We start from the raw sequence: 17,526 nt of genomic DNA on the forward strand, positions 1-17,526 counted from the left end.
TCAGCCCTTGAGCAGGTTGACGTCGTCGACCGAGGCCGAGCGGCGGGTACGGAATATCGTCACGATGATGGCGAGGCCCACGACGACCTCGGCCGCGGCGACGACCATGACGAAGAAGGCGAGCACCTGGCCCGTCAGGTCGCCGTGCAGCCTGGCGAAGGTGACGAACGCGAGGTTCGTCGCGTTGAGCATGAGCTCCACGCCCATGAACACGACTATCGCGTTGCGGCGCAGCAGCACGGTCGTCGCCCCGATGGCGAAGAGCACGGCGGCCAGGACCACGTAGTTGGTGATGTCCATCAGGCGTCCCTCTCCGACTCGGTGGTCGCGCTCGCGGTCGTCCCGCTCGTCGAGCCCGACTTCTCACGGGCCGACGTCGAGACCACCACCGCGGGGCCGTGCGGCGCCGGCCGCTCCTGCCCGCGGATGCGCAGCACGCGCGACACCGACTGCGGCACCTGCTCGCCGTCCGGGCCGAGCGCGGGCGTGTCCATGGCGTTCGACCGGGCGTAGACGCCGGGCGGCGGCAGCGGGGTGAGGACCACGCCGTCGGGCAGCGCCTTGATCCGGGACTCGGCGACCGAGGCCTGCGTCTGCTTCGGCGTGAGCCGGCGCCGGTGCGTCAGCACCAGCGCGCCGACCGCCGCGGTCACGAGCAGGACGCCCACCGCCTCCATGGCCAGCACGTAGTTCCCGAACAGCACGCGCGCCAGCGCCTGCGGGTTGGCGACCCCACCCGGGTCGCCGCCGTTCAGGCCGACGGCGGGCGGGAACGCCGCGTTCGCGACGACACCGCCGAGGACCGCCGCGAGGCCGATGCCGATGAGCAGGCCGATCCAGCGCTGCCCCCGGATGGTCTCCGTGAGCGAGTCGGACGCGTCGACGCCGACGAGCATCAGCACGAACAGGAACAGCATCATCACGGCGCCCGTGTACACCACCACCTGGACGACGCCGAGGAACGGCGCCTCCTGCGCGATGTACAGGATCGCCATGCTGACCATGACGAACACGAGGCACATCGCCGCGTGCACGGCCCGCTTCACGAACAGCAGGCCGAGGGCGGCGAGGACCATGAGGGGCGCGATCGCCCAGAAGAGGACCGTCTCGCCGCCCGAGATCTCGAGGCCGGTGGGGGTCACGCGGTCACCCCGTTCCGCACGGAACCGACGGCCGCAGCACCGGCGGACTTCTCGGCCGCGCCGGGACCCTCGTCGGGGCGCAGCTCGTGCTGCCTCGGCGTGGGCGCCGGGGCCTTGCCCGAGGCCACCGCCTCGGCGGCGTCCAGCGTCGGGTCGTCCGGCCGCTGCTCGCGGACCCAGTCGACCTGCGTCGCCGTCGGGCCCAGGACGTCACCGCTGTAGTAGTTCGTGTCCGTGGTGCCCTCGACCATCGGGTGCGGCGCGGCCAGCATGCCCTCGGAGAGCGGGGCCAGGAGGTCCTGCTTCTCGAAGATCATGCCGGCGCGCGTCTTGCCCGCCAGCTCGAAGTCGTTGGTCATCGTCAGCGCACGTGTGGGGCAGGCCTCGATGCACAGCCCGCAGAAGATACAGCGCAGGTAGTTGATCTGGTAGACGGCGCCGTACCGCTCGCCGGGGCTCATGTGGGCCCCGTGGGAGTCGTCCGCGTTGACGTCCAGGCCCGCGTTCTGCGGCAGGGCCGCGTTGGACGCGCCCTCCACGTAGATCGCGTCCGCCGGGCACGCCCACGCGCACAGCTCGCAGCCGATGCACTTCTCCAGCCCGTCGGCGTACCGGTTGAGCTGGTGCCTGCCGTGGAACCGGCGCTGCGGGGCCACCTTCTCGCGCGGGTACTGCTCAGTGACCGTGGGCTTGAACATCGACGACAGCGTCACGCCGAAGCCCGCGACCGGGGCGAACATCTCCCCGATGGGCCCCGGCTGGGGACGCAGGGGCTGATACTCCTGGTGCTCACTCACCGTGGACCTCCTTTCCGAACCGCTTGGACGGGGGCAGCTTCTCGCCGGGCAGCGGCGGCACCGGGAACCCGCCGGCGAAGGCGTCGACAGGCTCCTTGTCCGCGCCGCCCTTGCCGGCGCCCGGTGGCGCCTCCTTCTTCTCCGGCCAGAACCACATGACCGCTATGAAGACGACGGCGCCCCCGACGATCCATGGGATGAAGTCCAGGAAGGTGACGCCCTGGATGCGCTGCAGCCACTGCACGACGGAGAGCACGACGACCCAGCCCAGTGCGACCGGGATGAGGACCTTCCAGCCGAACACCATGAACTGGTCGTAGCGCAGGCGCAGCAGCGTGCCGCGCACCCACACGAAGAAGAACATGACCGCCCAGAGCTTCACGAGGAACCAGAGGATGGGCAGCCAGCCCTCGTTCAGGGCGCCACCCAGGAAGCCGTCGGGCACCGGCGCGCGCCAGCCGCCGAGGAAGAGCGTCACGCAGACCGCCGAGACGTTGAGCATGTTGATGTACTCCGCAAGGAAGAACCAGGCGAACTTCATCGACGAGTACTCGGTCATGTAGCCCGAGACCAGCTCGCCCTCGGCCTCGGGGAGGTCGAACGGCAGCCGGTTGGTCTCGCCGATCATCGAGATCACGTAGATCACGAACGCGGGCGCCAGCGGGATGAACCACCAGATCTGCGCCTGGCTGGACACGATCTCCGAGGTCGACATCGACCCCGCCATGATGAACACGCTCACGAGCGACAGGCCCATCGCGAGCTCGTAGCTGATCACCTGGGCCGTCGAGCGCACGGCGCCGAGCAGCGGGTACGTGGAGCCGGAGGCCCAGCCGCCCAGCACGATGCCGTAGACGCCGAGCGACGCGGCGGCCAGCACGTACAGCACCGCGACGGGGAAGTCGGTGAGCTGCGCCGGGGTGGTCCAGTCGGTCCAGAAGAACGACACGCTGGGCCCGAACGGGATGACGGCGAACACCAGCAGCGAGCAGAACACCGAGATCATCGGCGCCAGCAGGTACACGAACCGGTCGGCCCGCGTGACCGTCATGTCCTCCTTGAGCAGGAGCTTCATGGCGTCCGCGAGCGACTGCAGCAGGCCGAACGGCCCGTGCCAGTTGGGGCCGGGGCGCACCTGCATGCGTGCGACGACCTTGCGCTCGAACCAGATGGCGAAGAGCACGCTGGTCAGCAGGAACACCACGATCAGCACGGCCTTCACGATGGAAGCCCAGATGGTCTCCTGCGAGAAGTCGGCGCTCACGCCGGGTGCGGCCGCGGCCAGTAGCACGGGGTTCATCGGGCCGTTCCTTCCGAGCGATCTGCGACGGCGCCGGCCACCGCGACCGTGACGAGGTCGCCGGCCGACGCGCCGAGCGTGTCGTGCACGCGGCAGGCGGCACTGTTGAGCGGCAGCCACACGACGCCGTCGACCATCCCGTCGGTGACCACCGCGGGCACCTCGACGGCGCCGCGCTTCGTGCTGACGGCGACCCGGTCGCCGTCGGCCACACCGAAGCCCGCGGCGGTGGCGGCGGACATGCGGGCGACCGCCTGCTTGGCCGTGCCCGCGAGGAACTGCTCACCGTCCTGGCCGCGGCCCACGTCGAGCTGGAGCCGCCAGGTGGCGAGCACCGCCTGCCCGAAGCCGACGGCGGGCGGTGCGGCCGGCGCGCCGCCCTGGACCGTCAGGCGGTCGCCGGTCCAGGCGCTGTGCTGCGTCATGGCGATGGAGAGGTGGGCCTCGGCCGGCGAGGCCGCCTGCAGGTCCACGCCCAGGTGCTGGGCCAGCACGTGCAGCACGCGGTGGTCGGGCAGGGCGCTCGACTCGAGCGCGGCGCCGAAGGACCGCACGCGGCCCTCCCAGTTCCAGTACGAGCCCGCACGCTCCACGGGGGGCGCGACCGGGAGCACGACGTCGGCCCGCTCGGTCACCTCCGAGGCGCGTACCTCGAGGCTCACGACGAACCCGCCGCGCGCCGACGCCGCGTCGAGCGCCGCGCGTGCGGCGGCCGGGTCGGGCAGGTCGGCGAGCTCGACGCCGCCGACGATCGCGCCGCCCAGCGTGCCGTCCGCCAGCGCCGCGAGGATGCCCGCGGTGTCCCGGCCCGGGGTGTCCGGGATCTCGGCGCCCCAGGCCTCGGCGACCTGGGCGCGTGCGGCGGCGTCCGCCACCGGGCGGCCGCCCGGCAGCAGGTCGGGCAGCAGGCCGGCCTCGACGCCGCCCCGCTCACCCGCACGGCGCGGGATCCACGCGAGCCGCGCGCCCGTCGCCTCGGCGAGGCCGACGGCGGCCGCGTACGCGCCGCGCGAGCCCGCGAGGCGTTCGCCCACGAGGATCACGGCGCCCGGCTGGGCCAGGGCGCTGGTGTCGATGTCGGACGTCGGTGCGTCCGCCGGGGACAGGCCGCCGCCCAGGGTGGTGGTCAGGCTCGTCAGCCACTCGGCCTCGGTGCCGGGTGCGGCGGGCAGGAGCGTTCCGTTCAGGCGGGCCAGGCCGCGCGTCGCGTACGGGGCGACGGAGAAGACCTTCGTCCGCGCCTTCCCCATGGCTCCCTTGCGCAGCCGCAGGAACGTGATGCCCGCCTCCTCCTCGGCCTCCAGGCCGACGAGCAGCACCGCGGGCGCCTGCTCCAGGTCACCGAACGTGACGCCCACGCCCGACCCGGCGACGACGTGCGCCAGGAAGGCGGCCTCCTCGGCGGAGTGCACGCGCGCACGCTGGTCGACGTCGTTGGTGCCGAGCGCCGTGCGGGCGAAGCGCGACCAGGCGAAGGCGTCCTCGACGGTGAGCCGGCCGCCCGGCAGCACGCCGACGCCGCCGCTCTGCCTGGCCCTGGCCAGCCCTGCGGCCGCGACCTCCAGGGCCTCCACCCAGGACGCGGGACGGAGCTTGCCGTCCTCCCGGACGAGCGGCGTGGTGATGCGGTCTGCCGCCGACTGCCAGGTGAACGCGAAGCGGTCCTTGTCGGTGATCCACTCCTCGTTGACCACGGGGTCCTCGCCCGAGAGCCGGCGCAGCACCTGGCCGCGGCGGTGGTCGATGCGGATCGCGGAGCCGCAGGAGTCGTGCTCGGCGATGCTCTCCGTGCTGACCAGGTCGAACGGCCGTGACCGGAAGCGGTAGCCCGCACCGGTCAGCGCGCCCACCGGGCAGATCTGCACGGTGTTGCCGGAGTAGTAGGAGGAGAACGGCCGCCCGGAGGTGTCCGTGGTGGCCTCCCCGACCGGGCGGTCCACAGGGCCGGTGCTGGACTCGGCCCCGGCGAACCCGAGCACGTCCTCGTCGAACCGGCCGATCTGCTGGTGCGCGCCGCGGTCCTGCAGCGCGATGAACGCGTCGCCCGCGATCTCCTCGCTGAACCGGGTGCAGCGCTGGCAGAGCACGCAGCGTTCGCGGTCCAGCAGGATCTGCGTGGACAGCGCGATGGGCTTGGGGAACGTCCGCTTGATGTCGACGAACCGCGTCTCGGTGCGGCCGTTCGACATCGCCTGGTTCTGCAGGGGGCACTCGCCGCCCTTGTCGCAGACCGGGCAGTCCAGCGGGTGGTTCATGAGCAGCAGCTCCATGACCCCCTGCTGCGCCTTGTCGGCGGCGGCGGAGGTGTGCTGCGTCTTGACGACCATGCCGGGCGCGACGGTCATGGTGCACGAGGCCTGCGGCTTCGGCATGGGCCGCACGTTGCCCTCGCGGTCCGGCATGGCGACCTCGACGAGGCACTGCCGGCAGGCGCCCGCGGGCGCCAGGAGCGGGTGGTCGCAGAACCGCGGGATCTGGATGCCCGCCTGCTCGGCGGCCCGGATGATCAGCGTGCCCTTCGGGACGCTGACCTCCGTGCCGTCGATGGTGAAGGTGACCAGCTCGACCGGCGCGGCCTCGGTCTTCGGGTTGTTGGTGGTGACGGTCATCGGTGACCTCCGGCGCCGGCGCCCGCAAGGGTCGCCGGTGTCCGTGTCTTGGGGGTGTAGGGGAAGAGTGCCGACTTGCTCGGGTCGAACGGGCAACCGTGGCCGTCGATGTGCGCCTGGTACTCCTCGCGGAACAGCTTGATGCTGGAGGTGATCGGCGAGACGGCGCCGTCGCCCAGCGCGCAGAACGCCTTGCCCAGGATGTTGTCGCACAGGTCGAGCAGCAGCTCGAGGTCGCCGTCCTGGCCCTCGCCCGCCTCGATGCGGTGCAGCACCTGCTTGAGCCAGTAGGTGCCCTCGCGGCACGGGGTGCACTTGCCGCACGACTCGTGCGCGTAGAAGTCGGTCCACCGGCTCGTCGCCCGGACCACGCACACCGTCTCGTCGAAGATCTGCAGCGCACGCGTGCCGAGCATCGACCCCGCCGCGCCCACCGACTCGTAGTCGAGCGGGACGTCGAGGTGCTCGGCGGTGAAGATCGGCGTCGACGACCCGCCGGGGGTCCAGAACTTCAGCTCGTGCCCCTCGCGCACACCGCCCGCCAGGTCGAGCAGCTCGCGCAGCGTGATGCCGAGCGGCGCCTCGTACTGGCCGGGCGTGGTGACGTGCCCCGACAGGGAGAACAGGCCGTGGCCCTGGGACTTCTCGGTGCCCATCGAGGAGAACCAGTCGGCGCCCTTGGCCACGATGGCCGGGACGGAGGCGATGGACTCCACGTTGTTCACCACGGTGGGCCGCGCGTACAGGCCGGCGACGGCGGGGAACGGCGGCTTGAGCCGCGGCTGGCCGCGCAGGCCCTCCAGCGAGTCGAGCAGCGCCGTCTCCTCGCCGCAGATGTAGGCGCCGGCCCCCGCGTGCACCGTGACGTCGAGGTCGAAGCCCGAACCCTGGATGTTCTTGCCCAGGTAGCCCGCCTTGTACGCCTCCTCGACGGCGTTCAGCAGCCGCCGGTAGACGTGCAGCACCTCGCCACGCACGTAGATGAACGCGTGGTCGCAGCCGATCGCGTAGCTGGTGATCGCCACGCCCTCGATCAGGTGCTGCGGGCTGGCGAGCATGAGCGGGATGTCCTTGCAGGTGCCCGGCTCGGACTCGTCGGCGTTGACGACCAGGTAGCGCGGGCCGCCGTCGGGCGGAGGCAGGAAGCCCCACTTCATGCCCGTGGGGAAGCCCGCACCGCCGCGGCCGCGCAGGCCGGAGTCCTTGACGGCCTGCACCAGGTCGGCGGGCGCGGTCCTCAGGGCCTTCTTCAGGCCCGTGTAGCCGCCGGCACGCTCATAGGTGGCCAGGCGCCAGGACCGGTCTTTGTCCCACGTATCGGTGAGTACCGGTGTCAGCGTCGCGATGGAAGTCACTTCGCGTCCTCCCCTGGCTTCTTGTCCTTGCCGACCTGGGTGTCCGACGGCGTCACGGGCTCACGCTCGGCCGACGAGCCGGGCTCGCCGGTGATGGTCTCGCCCGGCCGGTCGGTCGTCTCGGGGGCGCCGTCCGGCGCCCGCCAGTCGTTCTCGCGGGCGATCCGCAGCCCCGCGAGGGTCGGCGCGCCCGCGCCGACGCCCTCGTCGGCGCGGCCGTCGTTGAACCCCGCCAGGACCCGGCTCATCTGCTTGAACGAGCACACCGACGCGGCACCGCGGGTGGGCACGACGTCCTCGCCGAGGCGCAGCTTGTCCGCGAGCGCCGTCGCCGACCCGGGCGTCTGGTTGTCGAAGAACTCCCAGTTGACCATCACGACGGGCGCGTAGTCACAGGCGGCGTTGCACTCGACGCGTTCGAGCGTGATCGCGCCGTCGTCGGTGGTCTCGTCGTGGCCGACGCCGAGGTGCTCGCTCAGCTCGTCGAAGATCGCGTCGCCGCCCATCACCGCGCACAGCGTGTTGGTGCACACGCCGACGGTGTAGGTGCCGTTGGGGTGCCGTTTGTACTGGGTGTAGAAGGTCGCGACGGCGGAGACCTCTGCGGCCGTGATGCCGAGCATCTCGGCGCAGAACAGGATGCCGTCCCGGCTCACGTAGCCGTCGATCGACTGCACGAGGTGCAGCATCGGCAGCAGGCCCGAGCGGGGGTCCGGGTAGCGCGCCATGATCGCCGTGGCGTCGGCGGTCAGCGTGGCCAGGGTTTCCGCGTCGTAGCGGGTCCTGGTCTCTACCGGTTCTGCGGTCATCGGTCCACACCTCCCAGCACGGGGTCCAGGGAGGCGACGGCGACGACGACGTCGGCCACCTGGCCGCCCTCGCACATCACGGACACGCCCTGGAGGTTGTTGAACGAGGGGTCGCGGAAGTGCGCGCGGTAGGGGCGGGTGCCGCCGTCGGACACGACGTGCACGCCGAGCTCCCCGCGCGGGTGCTCCACGGTCTGCCAGGCCTGGCCGACGGGGACGCGGAAGCCCTCGGTGACCAGCTTGAAGTGGTGGATCAGGGCCTCCATGGAGGTGCCCATGATCTTCTTGATGTGCTCCAGCGAGTTGCCCTGGCCGTCACCGCCGACCGCGAGCTGCGCGGGCCAGGCGATCTTCTTGTCGGCCACCATCACCGGCTCGCCCTCGGTGCGGTCGAGCCGCTCCATGGCTTGCTCGATGATCTTGAGCGACTGGTAGCACTCCTCGATGCGGAGCACCACGCGGTCGTAGCAGTCGGCGCCCTTCGCCGTCGGGACGTCGAAGTCGTACGTCTCGTAGCCGCAGTACGGGTTGTCCTTGCGGACGTCGTACGGCAGTCCGGTGGAGCGCAGCACGGGGCCCGTGATCGCGAGCGCCATGCACCCGGTCAGGTTCAGGACGCCGACGTCCGTCAGGCGCGCCTTGAAGATCGGGTTGGCGAGCATGAGGTCGGTCAGCTGCTTGAGGTAGCCGCGGACCTTCACCAGCGCCGCACGTGCCTGGGTGGTGAACCCCTCGGGCGTGTCCACCGCGACCCCGCCGGGGCGGATGTACGCGTGGTTCATGCGCAGGCCGGTCACGGCCTCGAACAGGCGCAGGATCTCCTCGCGGGCGGTGAAGCCCACGGTCATCACGGTGGTCGCGCCCATCTCGTTGCCGCCGGTGCCGAGGCAGACCAGGTGGGACGAGATGCGGTTGAGCTCCATCATCAGCACGCGGATCACCGAGGCGCGCTCGGGCACGTCGTCGGTGATGCCGAGGAGCTTCTCGACGGCGAGGCAGTAGGCGGCCTCCTGGAACAGGGGCGCCACGTAGTCCATGCGGGTGCAGAACGTGGTGCCCTGCGTCCACGTCCGGTACTCCATGTTCTTCTCGATGCCCGTGTGCAGGTAGCCGATGCCCGCCCGGGCCTCGGTGACGGTCTCGCCGTCGATCTCCAGCATCAGGCGCAGCACACCGTGCGTCGACGGGTGCTGAGGACCCATGTTGACGACGATCCGCTCCTCGCCGATCGCCTCGCGCGCGATGTCGTCCCAGTCGCCGTCGCCATAGGCCTCGAAGGCGCGGACCGTGGACGACATGTCCTCGTTGCCCGCCGGCCGGGTGGCGTGCGGAGCAGCAGTGGGAGCGCTCATGAGTAGCTCCTCCTCGTGTCCGGCGGGGGCACCGTGGCCCCCTTGTACTCGACGGGGATGCCGCCGAGCGGGTAGTCCTTGCGCTGCGGGTGGCCCACCCAGTCGTCCGGCATCTCGATGCGGGTCAGGGCGGGGTGACCGTCGAAGACGATCCCGAAGAAGTCGTACGTCTCGCGCTCGTGCCAGTCGTTCGACGGGTACACGGACGTGGTCGACGGGATGTGCGGGTCGTCGTCCGGCGCCGCGACCTCGAGCCGCAGGCGGCGCGAGTGCGTGATCGAGGCCAGGTGGTAGACCGCGTGCAGCTCCCGGCCGGCGTCGTGCGGGTAGTGCACGCCGCTCACACCGAGCGACAGCTCGAACCGCAGGTCCTGGTCGTCACGCAGCGCCTGGCAGACGGCGACCAGGTGCTCACGGGCGACGTCGATGGTCAGCTCCGCCTGCTGGGCCTCGGCGCTCGCGGCGCCGTGCAGGTCCACGACGACCTTCTCGATCGCCTGCTCCGGCGCCACACCGGCGTCGGTGAGCACCTCGGTCAGGACGTCGACGACCTGGTCGAACCAGCTCCCGTACGGCCGGGCCGATGCCCCAGGCATCGCGACCGGCGTCACGAGACCGCCGTAGCCGGACGTGTCACCCGAACCGTCCGCGCCGAACATGCCACGCTTGACCTCGACGAGCTCGAGCGTGGCGGCGCCCTCGGGCGGCTGGACCCTCTCGGCCACCGCCTTCTGGTCGCCGCCGGGCGTGACGTCGCTCATCGCAGCAGACCCTTCATCTCGAAGGTCGGCGTGGCCTCCATGGCGGCCGCCTCGGCGGCCCGCGCGGCCTCGATGCGGTTCACGCCGAGCGGCGCCTTCTGGATCTGGTCGTGCAGCCCGAGGATCGCGTTGATCAGCATCTCCGGCCGCGGCGGACAGCCGGGCAGGTAGATGTCGACAGGGACCACGTGGTCGACGCCCTGCACGATCGCGTAGTTGTTGAACATCCCGCCCGACGACGCGCACACGCCCATCGAGAGCACCCACTTGGGCTCGCTCATCTGGTCGTACACCTGGCGCACCACCGGGGCCATCTTCTGGCTCACGCGTCCTGCCACGATCATCAGGTCGGCCTGCCGCGGCGACGCGCGAAAGACCTCCATGCCGAACCGCGACAGGTCGTAGCGCGACGCACCCGCCGCCATCATCTCGATGGCGCAGCAGGCCAGGCCGAACGTGACCGGCCACAGCGAAGCCTTGCGCAGGTACCCGGCGAGATCCTCGATCGTCGTCAGCAGGAAACCTGACGGCGCTTCCTCGACACCCATGTCTCCTCCTTGCTGCCGGGACCCGCCCGGCGTCGCCGCACGACGCCGTCAGGCACCGTGCATGAAGTCGTGTACTGCCTCAGACCCAGTCGAAACCGCCACGGCGCCACTCGTAGACGAACGGCACGGTGATCAACGCCAGGAACGCCAGCATCGCCACCAGCCCGAACGTCGCGAGCGTCGTGAAGTCCACGGCCCACGGGTAGAGGAAGACGACCTCGATGTCGAAGACGATGAATGTCATCGCCACCAGGTAGTACTTGATCGGCAGCCGCCCGCCGCCCACGGCGTGCGGCGTCGGCTCGATGCCGCACTCGTACGAGTCGAGCTTGGCGCGGTTGTAACGCTTGGGACCGATGATCGCGCTCGCGGCGACACCACCGAGCGCCAGGACGGCGCCGATCGCCATGAGGATCAGGATCGGTACGTAGGGGTTCATGCTGTGCCCTTCGTGGACGACGTGCCCTTCGGATGCGTGATGCGCTGCGTGCGACCCCTCATGAGCTCGGGACCACCCTGGTCAGGCCCGCGATGACGCGGTCAACCCAGTCGCCGCCCTGTGGTTCGTAGCAGTCGGACAGGAGCTTGAGCGTGAACTGCATGACCACCTTGCGGGGCAGCCCGTAGCGGACGCAGAGCCGCATGATCTCCGGGTGCTCGATGAGCCGGACGAACCAGCGGCCCAGCGTGTAGTAGCCGCCGAGGTCGTCGCGCATGCGGTCCGCGTACGTGCCGAGCGTCGCCTCGCGGGCCGCGTCGGTGCTCTGGTGGCGGGCCTGGCTGATCGCCTCCGCGGCGACCCGGCCCGCCTGCAGCCCGTAGGCGATGCCCTCGCCGTTGAACGGGCTCACCATGCCGGCGGAGTCGCCGGCCAGGAGCACGCCGTCCGCGTACAGGGGGCCACGGTTGTAGCCCATGGGCAGCGCCGCACCGCGGATAGGGCCGCGCTCCGGCTCGTGCACCAGGTCCCAGCCCTCGGGGGCGCTCTTCTCCAGCCAGGTCTCCATCAGGCGCCGGTAGTCGATACCCGCCTTGGACTGGCGCGCGGGTGAGGAGTGCACGCTGCCCAGGCCCACGTTCACGGTGCCGTCGCCGAGCGGGAAGATCCAGCCGTAGCCCGGCAGCAGGTCGCTCTTGCCCGGCTCGCCGTCCCACAGCTCGAGGTGCGACTCCATGAACGGGTCGTCGTGGCGCGGGGTCCGGTAGTAGGCGCGGACGGCGGTCCCCATGGGCCGGTCGTCGCGGCGCTCGCGACCGATCGCGAGCGAGAAGCGCGAGCTGACGCCGTCGGCCGCCACGACCACGGGGGCGCGCAGCTCCTTGACGGGGCCCTCCGCGCGGCCGCGGGCGTCGAGCGGCTGGACGGTCACGCCTACGACGCGGCCGTCGTCGTCGTCCCGGAGCGGGCCGGTGACCTTGGTGCGCTGCAGCAGCTTGGCGCCGCTGGCCTGGGCGTGCTGGGCCAGGGTGTGGTCCAGCGTCATCCGGGACTTGGCCATGCCGTAGCCCGGGTACGTCGTGAGGGTGGGCCAGTCGAGCTCGTAGGAGCGGCCGCCGCCGTGGACGCGCAGCCCGCGGTTGCGGATCCAGCCGTCCTCCTCGCGGGTGGGGACACCCATGCGGACGAGCTCGGCCACGGCACGGGGCGTCAGGCCGTCGCCGCAGATCTTGTCCCGCGGAAACTCGCCCTTTTCCAGGAGCAGGACGTCAAGACCCGCGGCCGCGCACCAGTGTGCTGTGGACGAGCCGGCCGGACCGGCGCCCACCACGATGACATCCGCGTCGTCGCGTCTTGCAGTTCGCACGTTCACCCCCGTTGGGAACCCGCAGCTGGTCGTTGCTGACCTCGCTGTGCGGGGTTCTACCGGGCTTCATGACAAGCCCTTGTGAACCCTGTCACAACACCGACACCCTAGCCACACTTAGGGGGGATTGTGTAGGAAGGTTCCCCTTACTTGGCACACCCCTTCATCGGCGAAGTAGAGCGCCTGTCCGGACACGGGCTCTACCTCGCCGATCGAGCGTCGGCGAGGTAGAGCGAGTGTCTGGACAGGCGCTCTACTTCGGCGGTCCGGTTGGGGTTAGGCCGGGCGGGTTGCTCGGTGGAGGGCGACTATTCCGCCGGACACGTTGCGGTAGGCCGCGTGTTCCCAGCCGGCCTCCAGGAGCAGGTGGGCCAGCTCTACCTGGGTGTGCCAGGTGCGGATGGACTCCGCCAGGTAGTCGTACGAGCCCTTCTCGCGGGTCACGAGGTTCGCCACCACGGGCAGCGCGCGCATCAGGTACTCCTGGTACACCTTGCGGAACGGACCCCACGTGGGCGTGGAGAACTCGCAGATCACCACGCGTCCACCGGGCCGGACGACGCGCAGCATCTCGCGCAGCGCCACGTCCGTGTCCGCCACGTTCCGCAGGCCGAAGCTGATGGTCACCGCGTCGAAGGACGCGTCGGCGAACGGCAGCCGCATCGCGTCCCCGGCGACGAACGGCAGGTCCGGCCGCCGCGCCTTGCCGACCTGCAGCATGCCGATCGAGAAGTCGGACGGGACCACGAACGCGCCGTCGGCGGCGAAGGGTTCGCTGCTGGTCCCGGTGCCCGCGGCGAGGTCGAGCACCCGCTCGCCGGGCATCGCGGCGACGGCGTCGACCGTGAGGCGGCGCCAGCGCCGGTCCTGGCCCAGGGAGATCAGGTCGTTCGTCAGGTCGTAGCGGGCGGCGATCCCGTCGAACATCGACGCGACCTCGGCCGGCTTCTTTTCCAGGCTTGCGCGGGACATGCGGCCATCGTTTCACGACCCCGGACGGCGCCACGGCATCCCGGCCCCGCCGTCCACCCACCCTGCCCTGTGTGACGTCTCCCACGGGATGTGGGGTCGATCCGTCCGCCGACCTATCCTGAGGAAGATGATCGTCTCGCCTGCCGGACGCACCCCCGGTGCACCCACCGGCCTCTCCGTGTCCGGCACCTGGGTCACCGATGCGCCGCCCCCGTCCGACCTGCCGCGGGGCGCGCCCGACGGTCCGCAGCTCGTGGTCCGCACCGTCGCGGTCGACGACCTGCCCGATACGCCGACCGCGCTCGTCGACCGGCTCCCCGACACCAACGCGCTCGCCTGGGTGCGGCACGGCGACGGGCTCGTGGGCTGGGGCGAGGCGCTGCGCTTCGAGACGTTCGGCCCCGGCCGCTTCGCCGACGCCGACGACGCCTGGCGCCGGGTGCTGGACCGCGCCGTCGTGCACGACGACGTGAACCTGCCCGGGAGCGGGCTGGTCGCGTTCGGCAGCTTCGCGTTCGACGACGTCACGCCGGGCGACGAGTCCGAGGACCCCACGCGAGCGAGCGGGGTGCTGATCGTGCCGCGCGTCGTCGTCGGCCGGAAGGGTGGCCGGGCCTGGACGACCACGATCTCCCTCGTGGGCGACCGCTCCGCCCCCGTGGGCGAGGAGCTGCTGTCCGCCTACCCGCACCAGCCCGTGACCGATCCGGGCAAGGTGGTCCTGGCCGACGGCGCAGTGGGCGCGGCGGACTGGCCGGCGGTGGTCGCCGAGGGTGTGGCCCGGATCCAGACCGGCGAGCTGGAGAAGGTCGTGCTCGCGCGCGACGTCGTCGCCACGGCCGAGCACCCGGTCGACACGCGCCACCTGCTCGGCCGGCTCGCGTCCGCGTACGACGCCTGCTGGGCGTTCAGCGTGGACGGCATGGTCGGCGCGACGCCGGAGCTCCTGGTCCGCAGCGAGAAGGGTCTGGTGGCGTCGCGCGTGCTGGCGGGCACCATCAGCCGCGAGCACGGACCCGGCTCGCCGTCGGTCCCCGCCGACGCCGACCTGCTGCACGCCGCCAAGCTCGCCCGCTCGTCGAAGGACCTGGAGGAGCACGAGTTCGCGGTGCGCTCCGTGGCCGCGGCGCTGCAACCGTTCTGCTCGTCGATGAACGTGCCCGAGGCGCCGTTCGTGCTGCACCTGCCGAACGTCATGCACCTGGCGACCGACGTGACGGGCGTGCTGACCGACCAGAGCCCGGCGTCGGGCCTGCGGCCGTCGTCGCTGTCGCTGGCGGCCGCGCTGCACCCGAGCGCCGCCGTCTGCGGGACGCCGACCACCGCCGCGCGCAGCCTCATCCGGGAGATCGAGGGCCTGGACCGGGCCCGGTACGCCGGGCCGGTCGGCTGGGTGGGCGCCGACGGCGACGGCGAGTGGGGCATCGCCCTGCGGTCCGCCGAGATCTCGGCGACCGACCGCCACCACATCCGCCTCTTCGCGGGCTGCGGCATCGTGGCGGCCTCGGACCCGCAGGCAGAACTGGCGGAGTCGGAGGCAAAGCTGGAACCGATGCGCTACGCCCTGGGCGCCACGCCGCGGTAGGTCCGCGAAGTAGAGCGCCTGTCCGGGTTTCCCTTGGTGACACCAGGGAGAGTCGGACAGGCGCTCTACTTCGCGGACCTACCTCAGGGGGTGCCGGCGGTCGGGCCCTTGCCGATCGGGTCGGTCTCGTCGCCCCAGACCTGCTCGCGGAAGCCGTCCCACACCTGGACGTTCGACGTCGCACCCAGGAAACCCATCCGCGCATCCGTGGCGGTCAGCAGGATCTCGATGAGCGAGGCGCCCTCGAGCACCTTGGTGGCCACCTCCAGGAGGTCCTGCCCGTCCGGCAGGTTCGCGTGGATCGACGACACGTACATGTGCGCGTCACCCTCGAGCGAGACGAAGTTCGCCCGGGTGTCCGTGCCCGCCGTCGTGCCGTGGTTGTAGGCGTACGACTTGAGCCAGAAGCCGTCGACGACTACCTTGTCGGCCGAGATCTTGATGGCGTCCCGCCGCTCGCCGGCGCCCTTGACCGGCACATTCGCCAGGCCGATGCCGTTGATGCCGGTGAGCGGGATCGTCAGGTCCCGGCTCTCCAGGTCGGCAGGGAGCGAGAAGACCGAACCGTCCTCCTTGGCCCCGCACTGGCCCGGCAGGTCGACGTTCAGGTCGTACCTGCCGCCGAAGCTCACCTTGACGCACGTGCCGAGCTCCGTCTGCAGTGCCTCCTCGATGGTCTCCTGCGGGTCGATCTCGCCGCAGGGGTCGGACGGCGCGCTGTCCCCCGCCTCGGGCGGCACGGAGCCGTCCTGCGTCGGCTCCTCGCACTCGGGCTGGTCGTCGTCCGCGCCCGCGCCGCCGTCGGCCGGGTCGCCTGACCCGGTGTCGCCGTCGGCCGGATCGGTGCCGCCGCCCGTGACGTCGTCCACCACGTCGCCGACCGGGTCGTCGGTGCCGCCGTCGCCCGGGTCCGAAGCGCCCGGGTCCGAACCGCTCGGCGACGGGGTGGGCGTGGCCGACGGGTCCGCCGCGTCCTCGTCACAGGCGCCGAAGACCACGCACCAGAACGAGTCGTCCTGCGTGCTCTGGGCGTCCGACGTCGACGCGGGCATGCTCGTGCCGCCGATCGCGAGCGCGCCCGCGACCACTACCGCGGCGGACTTCTGGGACAGCGCGCGCAGCGCCGTGCTGAGCGAGTCCGCTCGAGGGATGGCCTCGGTGTCCGGGGCGGGCTCGGCGGCCGGTGCGTCGGGCTTCGCCTTCGCGACGTCCGCCTTCGTGTCGCCGGTCTTCGCAGCGGTCGCGTCGTCCGTGTCCGACGCCGGGGCGGGTGCGCCTTCGGCTGGGTCGTCCGCGTCCCCTGCTGTGTCGTCCGAGCCGTCGTCCGTGGCCCGCGGCTCGGCGGGGTCCGCCGCGTCGTCGGCCGCCGTGTCCGGCTCGATGTCCGCCTCCGGAGGCGCCCAGGACACGACGACGATGCCGCCGACCACCCCGAGCAGGAACCCGACGACCCAGCCGCCGAGGTTCACCCCGGCGATCGAGTAGACGGAGATCGCCAGCGCGATCACGCCGTAGAAGATCCGGTGCACGGGCTGCGCGATCGACAGGATCCCCAGCAGGATCAGCGCGATCGGGAGGATCGTCGCCTGGGAGCCCTCCACCCCGAACTGCAGCACGACGTTCATCCCGAGCTGGTCCAGCTTGATCGGGCCGGACAGAAGCATCTCGAGACCAGCGAGCGCTACCAGCACACCCCCGACGAACGGCCGCTGCCTGCGCCAGGGACGGAAGTCCCGGCGCCAGTCAGCAAGCTTCGTGCGAAGTCCGGGGCGGCCGGCGTCGGCCTGGCCGTCACCCGGACTCAGAAGCACTCGGTGCCGTCCGTGATCTTGAGGCTGAGGTCCGTCAGCTGGAAGACGGCGGCCTGCGTGCTCCACGACACCTGCTGGAGACCTTCGATGTCGATCGAGTCGGAGTCCATGGCGAAGTCGCCGGCGTCACCCTTCTTCGTCGTGTTGACGGTGGAGGCGTCGACGCCGATACGGATGTTCTTGAAGACCGCGGTACCCGACAGGTCGTTCATGCCGATCTGCAGGTCGGTCGCGAGCGCGGGCTTGTCCTTGGCGGTACCCGCCGAGATGAGCAGGCCGACCTTGCCGAGCGGCGTGTCCTGCACGACCGACTGGCACAGGTTGTAGAGCTTCGCGTCCTTGATGTTCGCGATGGCGGCGGGGTGCTTCGTGCCGTCGGAGGCGGTGGCCACACCCGCGTACTGCGAGAAGCCGGTACCCACGAGCTGGTCGGCGCCGATCTTGAACTGGCTGCCGGAGATCGCGAACGAGACGGGCACTGCGCCCTGGGCGACCCCGCCAAGCAGAAAGCTGGCGGCGATCGCGACCGGGATGACTGCCAGAGCCACGCGCCCCTTGCGCGACCCCGTGAGCTTGCTGAGCTTCATTGGTTTCCCCTCGATGCCAATGTGAGAACGACTACGCCGTCGTCCCGTCGCGACGTTAGCGCGATTACTGAGTTAGCGTCAATTGTCTGCTGA

Annotated in this window: 16 protein-coding genes; 1 reads left to right on the forward strand and 15 read right to left on the reverse strand. The window is 71.2% G+C overall.

Features of this window, described 5'->3' with window-relative positions; all coding sequences use genetic code 11:
- The 13 genes from nuoK to ACNYC2_RS24950 all read right to left on the reverse strand — a co-directional run bounded on the left by nuoK (window position 1) and on the right by ACNYC2_RS24950 (window position 13,450).
- Window positions 1-300 (reverse strand): NADH-quinone oxidoreductase subunit NuoK, encoded by a 300-nt coding sequence (gene nuoK / locus ACNYC2_RS24890; protein ID WP_116673522.1) that lies wholly within the window; start codon window positions 298-300, stop codon window positions 1-3.
- Window positions 300-1,142, reverse strand: a complete 843-nt coding sequence (locus tag ACNYC2_RS24895; protein WP_419704322.1) for an NADH-quinone oxidoreductase subunit J — start codon at window positions 1,140-1,142, stop codon at window positions 300-302. Before ACNYC2_RS24895 ends, nuoK begins: the two co-directional genes overlap by 1 nt.
- Window positions 1,139-1,882, reverse strand: a complete 744-nt coding sequence (nuoI, locus tag ACNYC2_RS24900) for an NADH-quinone oxidoreductase subunit NuoI (RefSeq protein WP_419707898.1) — start codon at window positions 1,880-1,882, stop codon at window positions 1,139-1,141. Before nuoI ends, ACNYC2_RS24895 begins: the two co-directional genes overlap by 4 nt.
- Window positions 1,883-1,931: 49 nt before the next feature.
- A complete protein-coding gene (gene nuoH / locus ACNYC2_RS24905; protein WP_419704323.1) occupies window positions 1,932-3,239 on the reverse strand; it encodes an NADH-quinone oxidoreductase subunit NuoH in 1,308 nt (435 codons plus the stop codon).
- Entirely contained in the window at window positions 3,236-5,848 is a 2,613-nt protein-coding gene (locus tag ACNYC2_RS24910; protein WP_419704324.1) for an NADH-quinone oxidoreductase subunit G, read from the reverse strand. Before ACNYC2_RS24910 ends, nuoH begins: the two co-directional genes overlap by 4 nt.
- Entirely contained in the window at window positions 5,845-7,194 is a 1,350-nt protein-coding gene (gene nuoF / locus ACNYC2_RS24915; protein ID WP_419707899.1) for an NADH-quinone oxidoreductase subunit NuoF, read from the reverse strand. The genes ACNYC2_RS24910 and nuoF overlap by 4 nt, the downstream gene beginning before the upstream one ends.
- Window positions 7,195-7,199: 5 nt before the next feature.
- On the reverse strand, window positions 7,200-8,012 hold the full coding sequence (gene nuoE, locus ACNYC2_RS24920; protein WP_419704325.1) for an NADH-quinone oxidoreductase subunit NuoE: 813 nt from the start codon (window positions 8,010-8,012) through the stop codon (window positions 7,200-7,202).
- Window positions 8,009-9,364, reverse strand: coding sequence for an NADH-quinone oxidoreductase subunit D (locus ACNYC2_RS24925; protein ID WP_419704326.1), 1,356 nt, complete (start codon window positions 9,362-9,364; stop codon window positions 8,009-8,011). The genes nuoE and ACNYC2_RS24925 overlap by 4 nt, the downstream gene beginning before the upstream one ends.
- Entirely contained in the window at window positions 9,361-10,125 is a 765-nt protein-coding gene (locus tag ACNYC2_RS24930) for an NADH-quinone oxidoreductase subunit C (protein WP_419704327.1), read from the reverse strand. Before ACNYC2_RS24930 ends, ACNYC2_RS24925 begins: the two co-directional genes overlap by 4 nt.
- Complete coding sequence (locus ACNYC2_RS24935) at window positions 10,122-10,673, reverse strand: NuoB/complex I 20 kDa subunit family protein (protein WP_419704328.1); 552 nt, start codon at window positions 10,671-10,673, stop codon at window positions 10,122-10,124. The genes ACNYC2_RS24930 and ACNYC2_RS24935 overlap by 4 nt, the downstream gene beginning before the upstream one ends.
- A 79-nt stretch (window positions 10,674-10,752) precedes the next feature.
- Window positions 10,753-11,112: an NADH-quinone oxidoreductase subunit A gene (locus tag ACNYC2_RS24940; RefSeq protein ID WP_020016036.1), complete on the reverse strand. Its 360-nt coding sequence runs from the start codon at window positions 11,110-11,112 to the stop codon at window positions 10,753-10,755.
- A gap of 58 nt (window positions 11,113-11,170) precedes the next feature.
- Entirely contained in the window at window positions 11,171-12,478 is a 1,308-nt protein-coding gene (locus ACNYC2_RS24945; protein WP_419704329.1) for a geranylgeranyl reductase family protein, read from the reverse strand.
- 276 nt (window positions 12,479-12,754) lie between these two features.
- Complete coding sequence (locus tag ACNYC2_RS24950; protein WP_419704330.1) at window positions 12,755-13,450, reverse strand: demethylmenaquinone methyltransferase; 696 nt, start codon at window positions 13,448-13,450, stop codon at window positions 12,755-12,757.
- A 127-nt stretch (window positions 13,451-13,577) separates the two neighbouring features.
- Between ACNYC2_RS24950 and ACNYC2_RS24955 the strand changes: the two genes are divergently transcribed.
- Window positions 13,578-15,035 (forward strand): isochorismate synthase, encoded by a 1,458-nt coding sequence (locus ACNYC2_RS24955; RefSeq protein WP_419704331.1) that lies wholly within the window; start codon window positions 13,578-13,580, stop codon window positions 15,033-15,035.
- Window positions 15,036-15,118: 83 nt separating this feature from the next.
- On the opposite strand, the gene ACNYC2_RS24960 is transcribed toward ACNYC2_RS24955, so the two are convergent.
- Both ACNYC2_RS24960 and ACNYC2_RS24965 read right to left on the reverse strand, forming a co-directional pair.
- Complete coding sequence (locus ACNYC2_RS24960) at window positions 15,119-16,846, reverse strand: DUF6114 domain-containing protein (RefSeq protein ID WP_419704332.1); 1,728 nt, start codon at window positions 16,844-16,846, stop codon at window positions 15,119-15,121.
- Complete coding sequence (locus tag ACNYC2_RS24965; RefSeq protein WP_419704333.1) at window positions 16,837-17,433, reverse strand: DUF6230 family protein; 597 nt, start codon at window positions 17,431-17,433, stop codon at window positions 16,837-16,839. Before ACNYC2_RS24965 ends, ACNYC2_RS24960 begins: the two co-directional genes overlap by 10 nt.
- Window positions 17,434-17,526: the final 93 nt, after the last annotated feature.

It is taken from the genome of Promicromonospora sp. NFX87 (genome assembly GCF_048564965.1).
Lineage (GTDB): Bacteria > Actinomycetota > Actinomycetes > Actinomycetales > Cellulomonadaceae > Promicromonospora.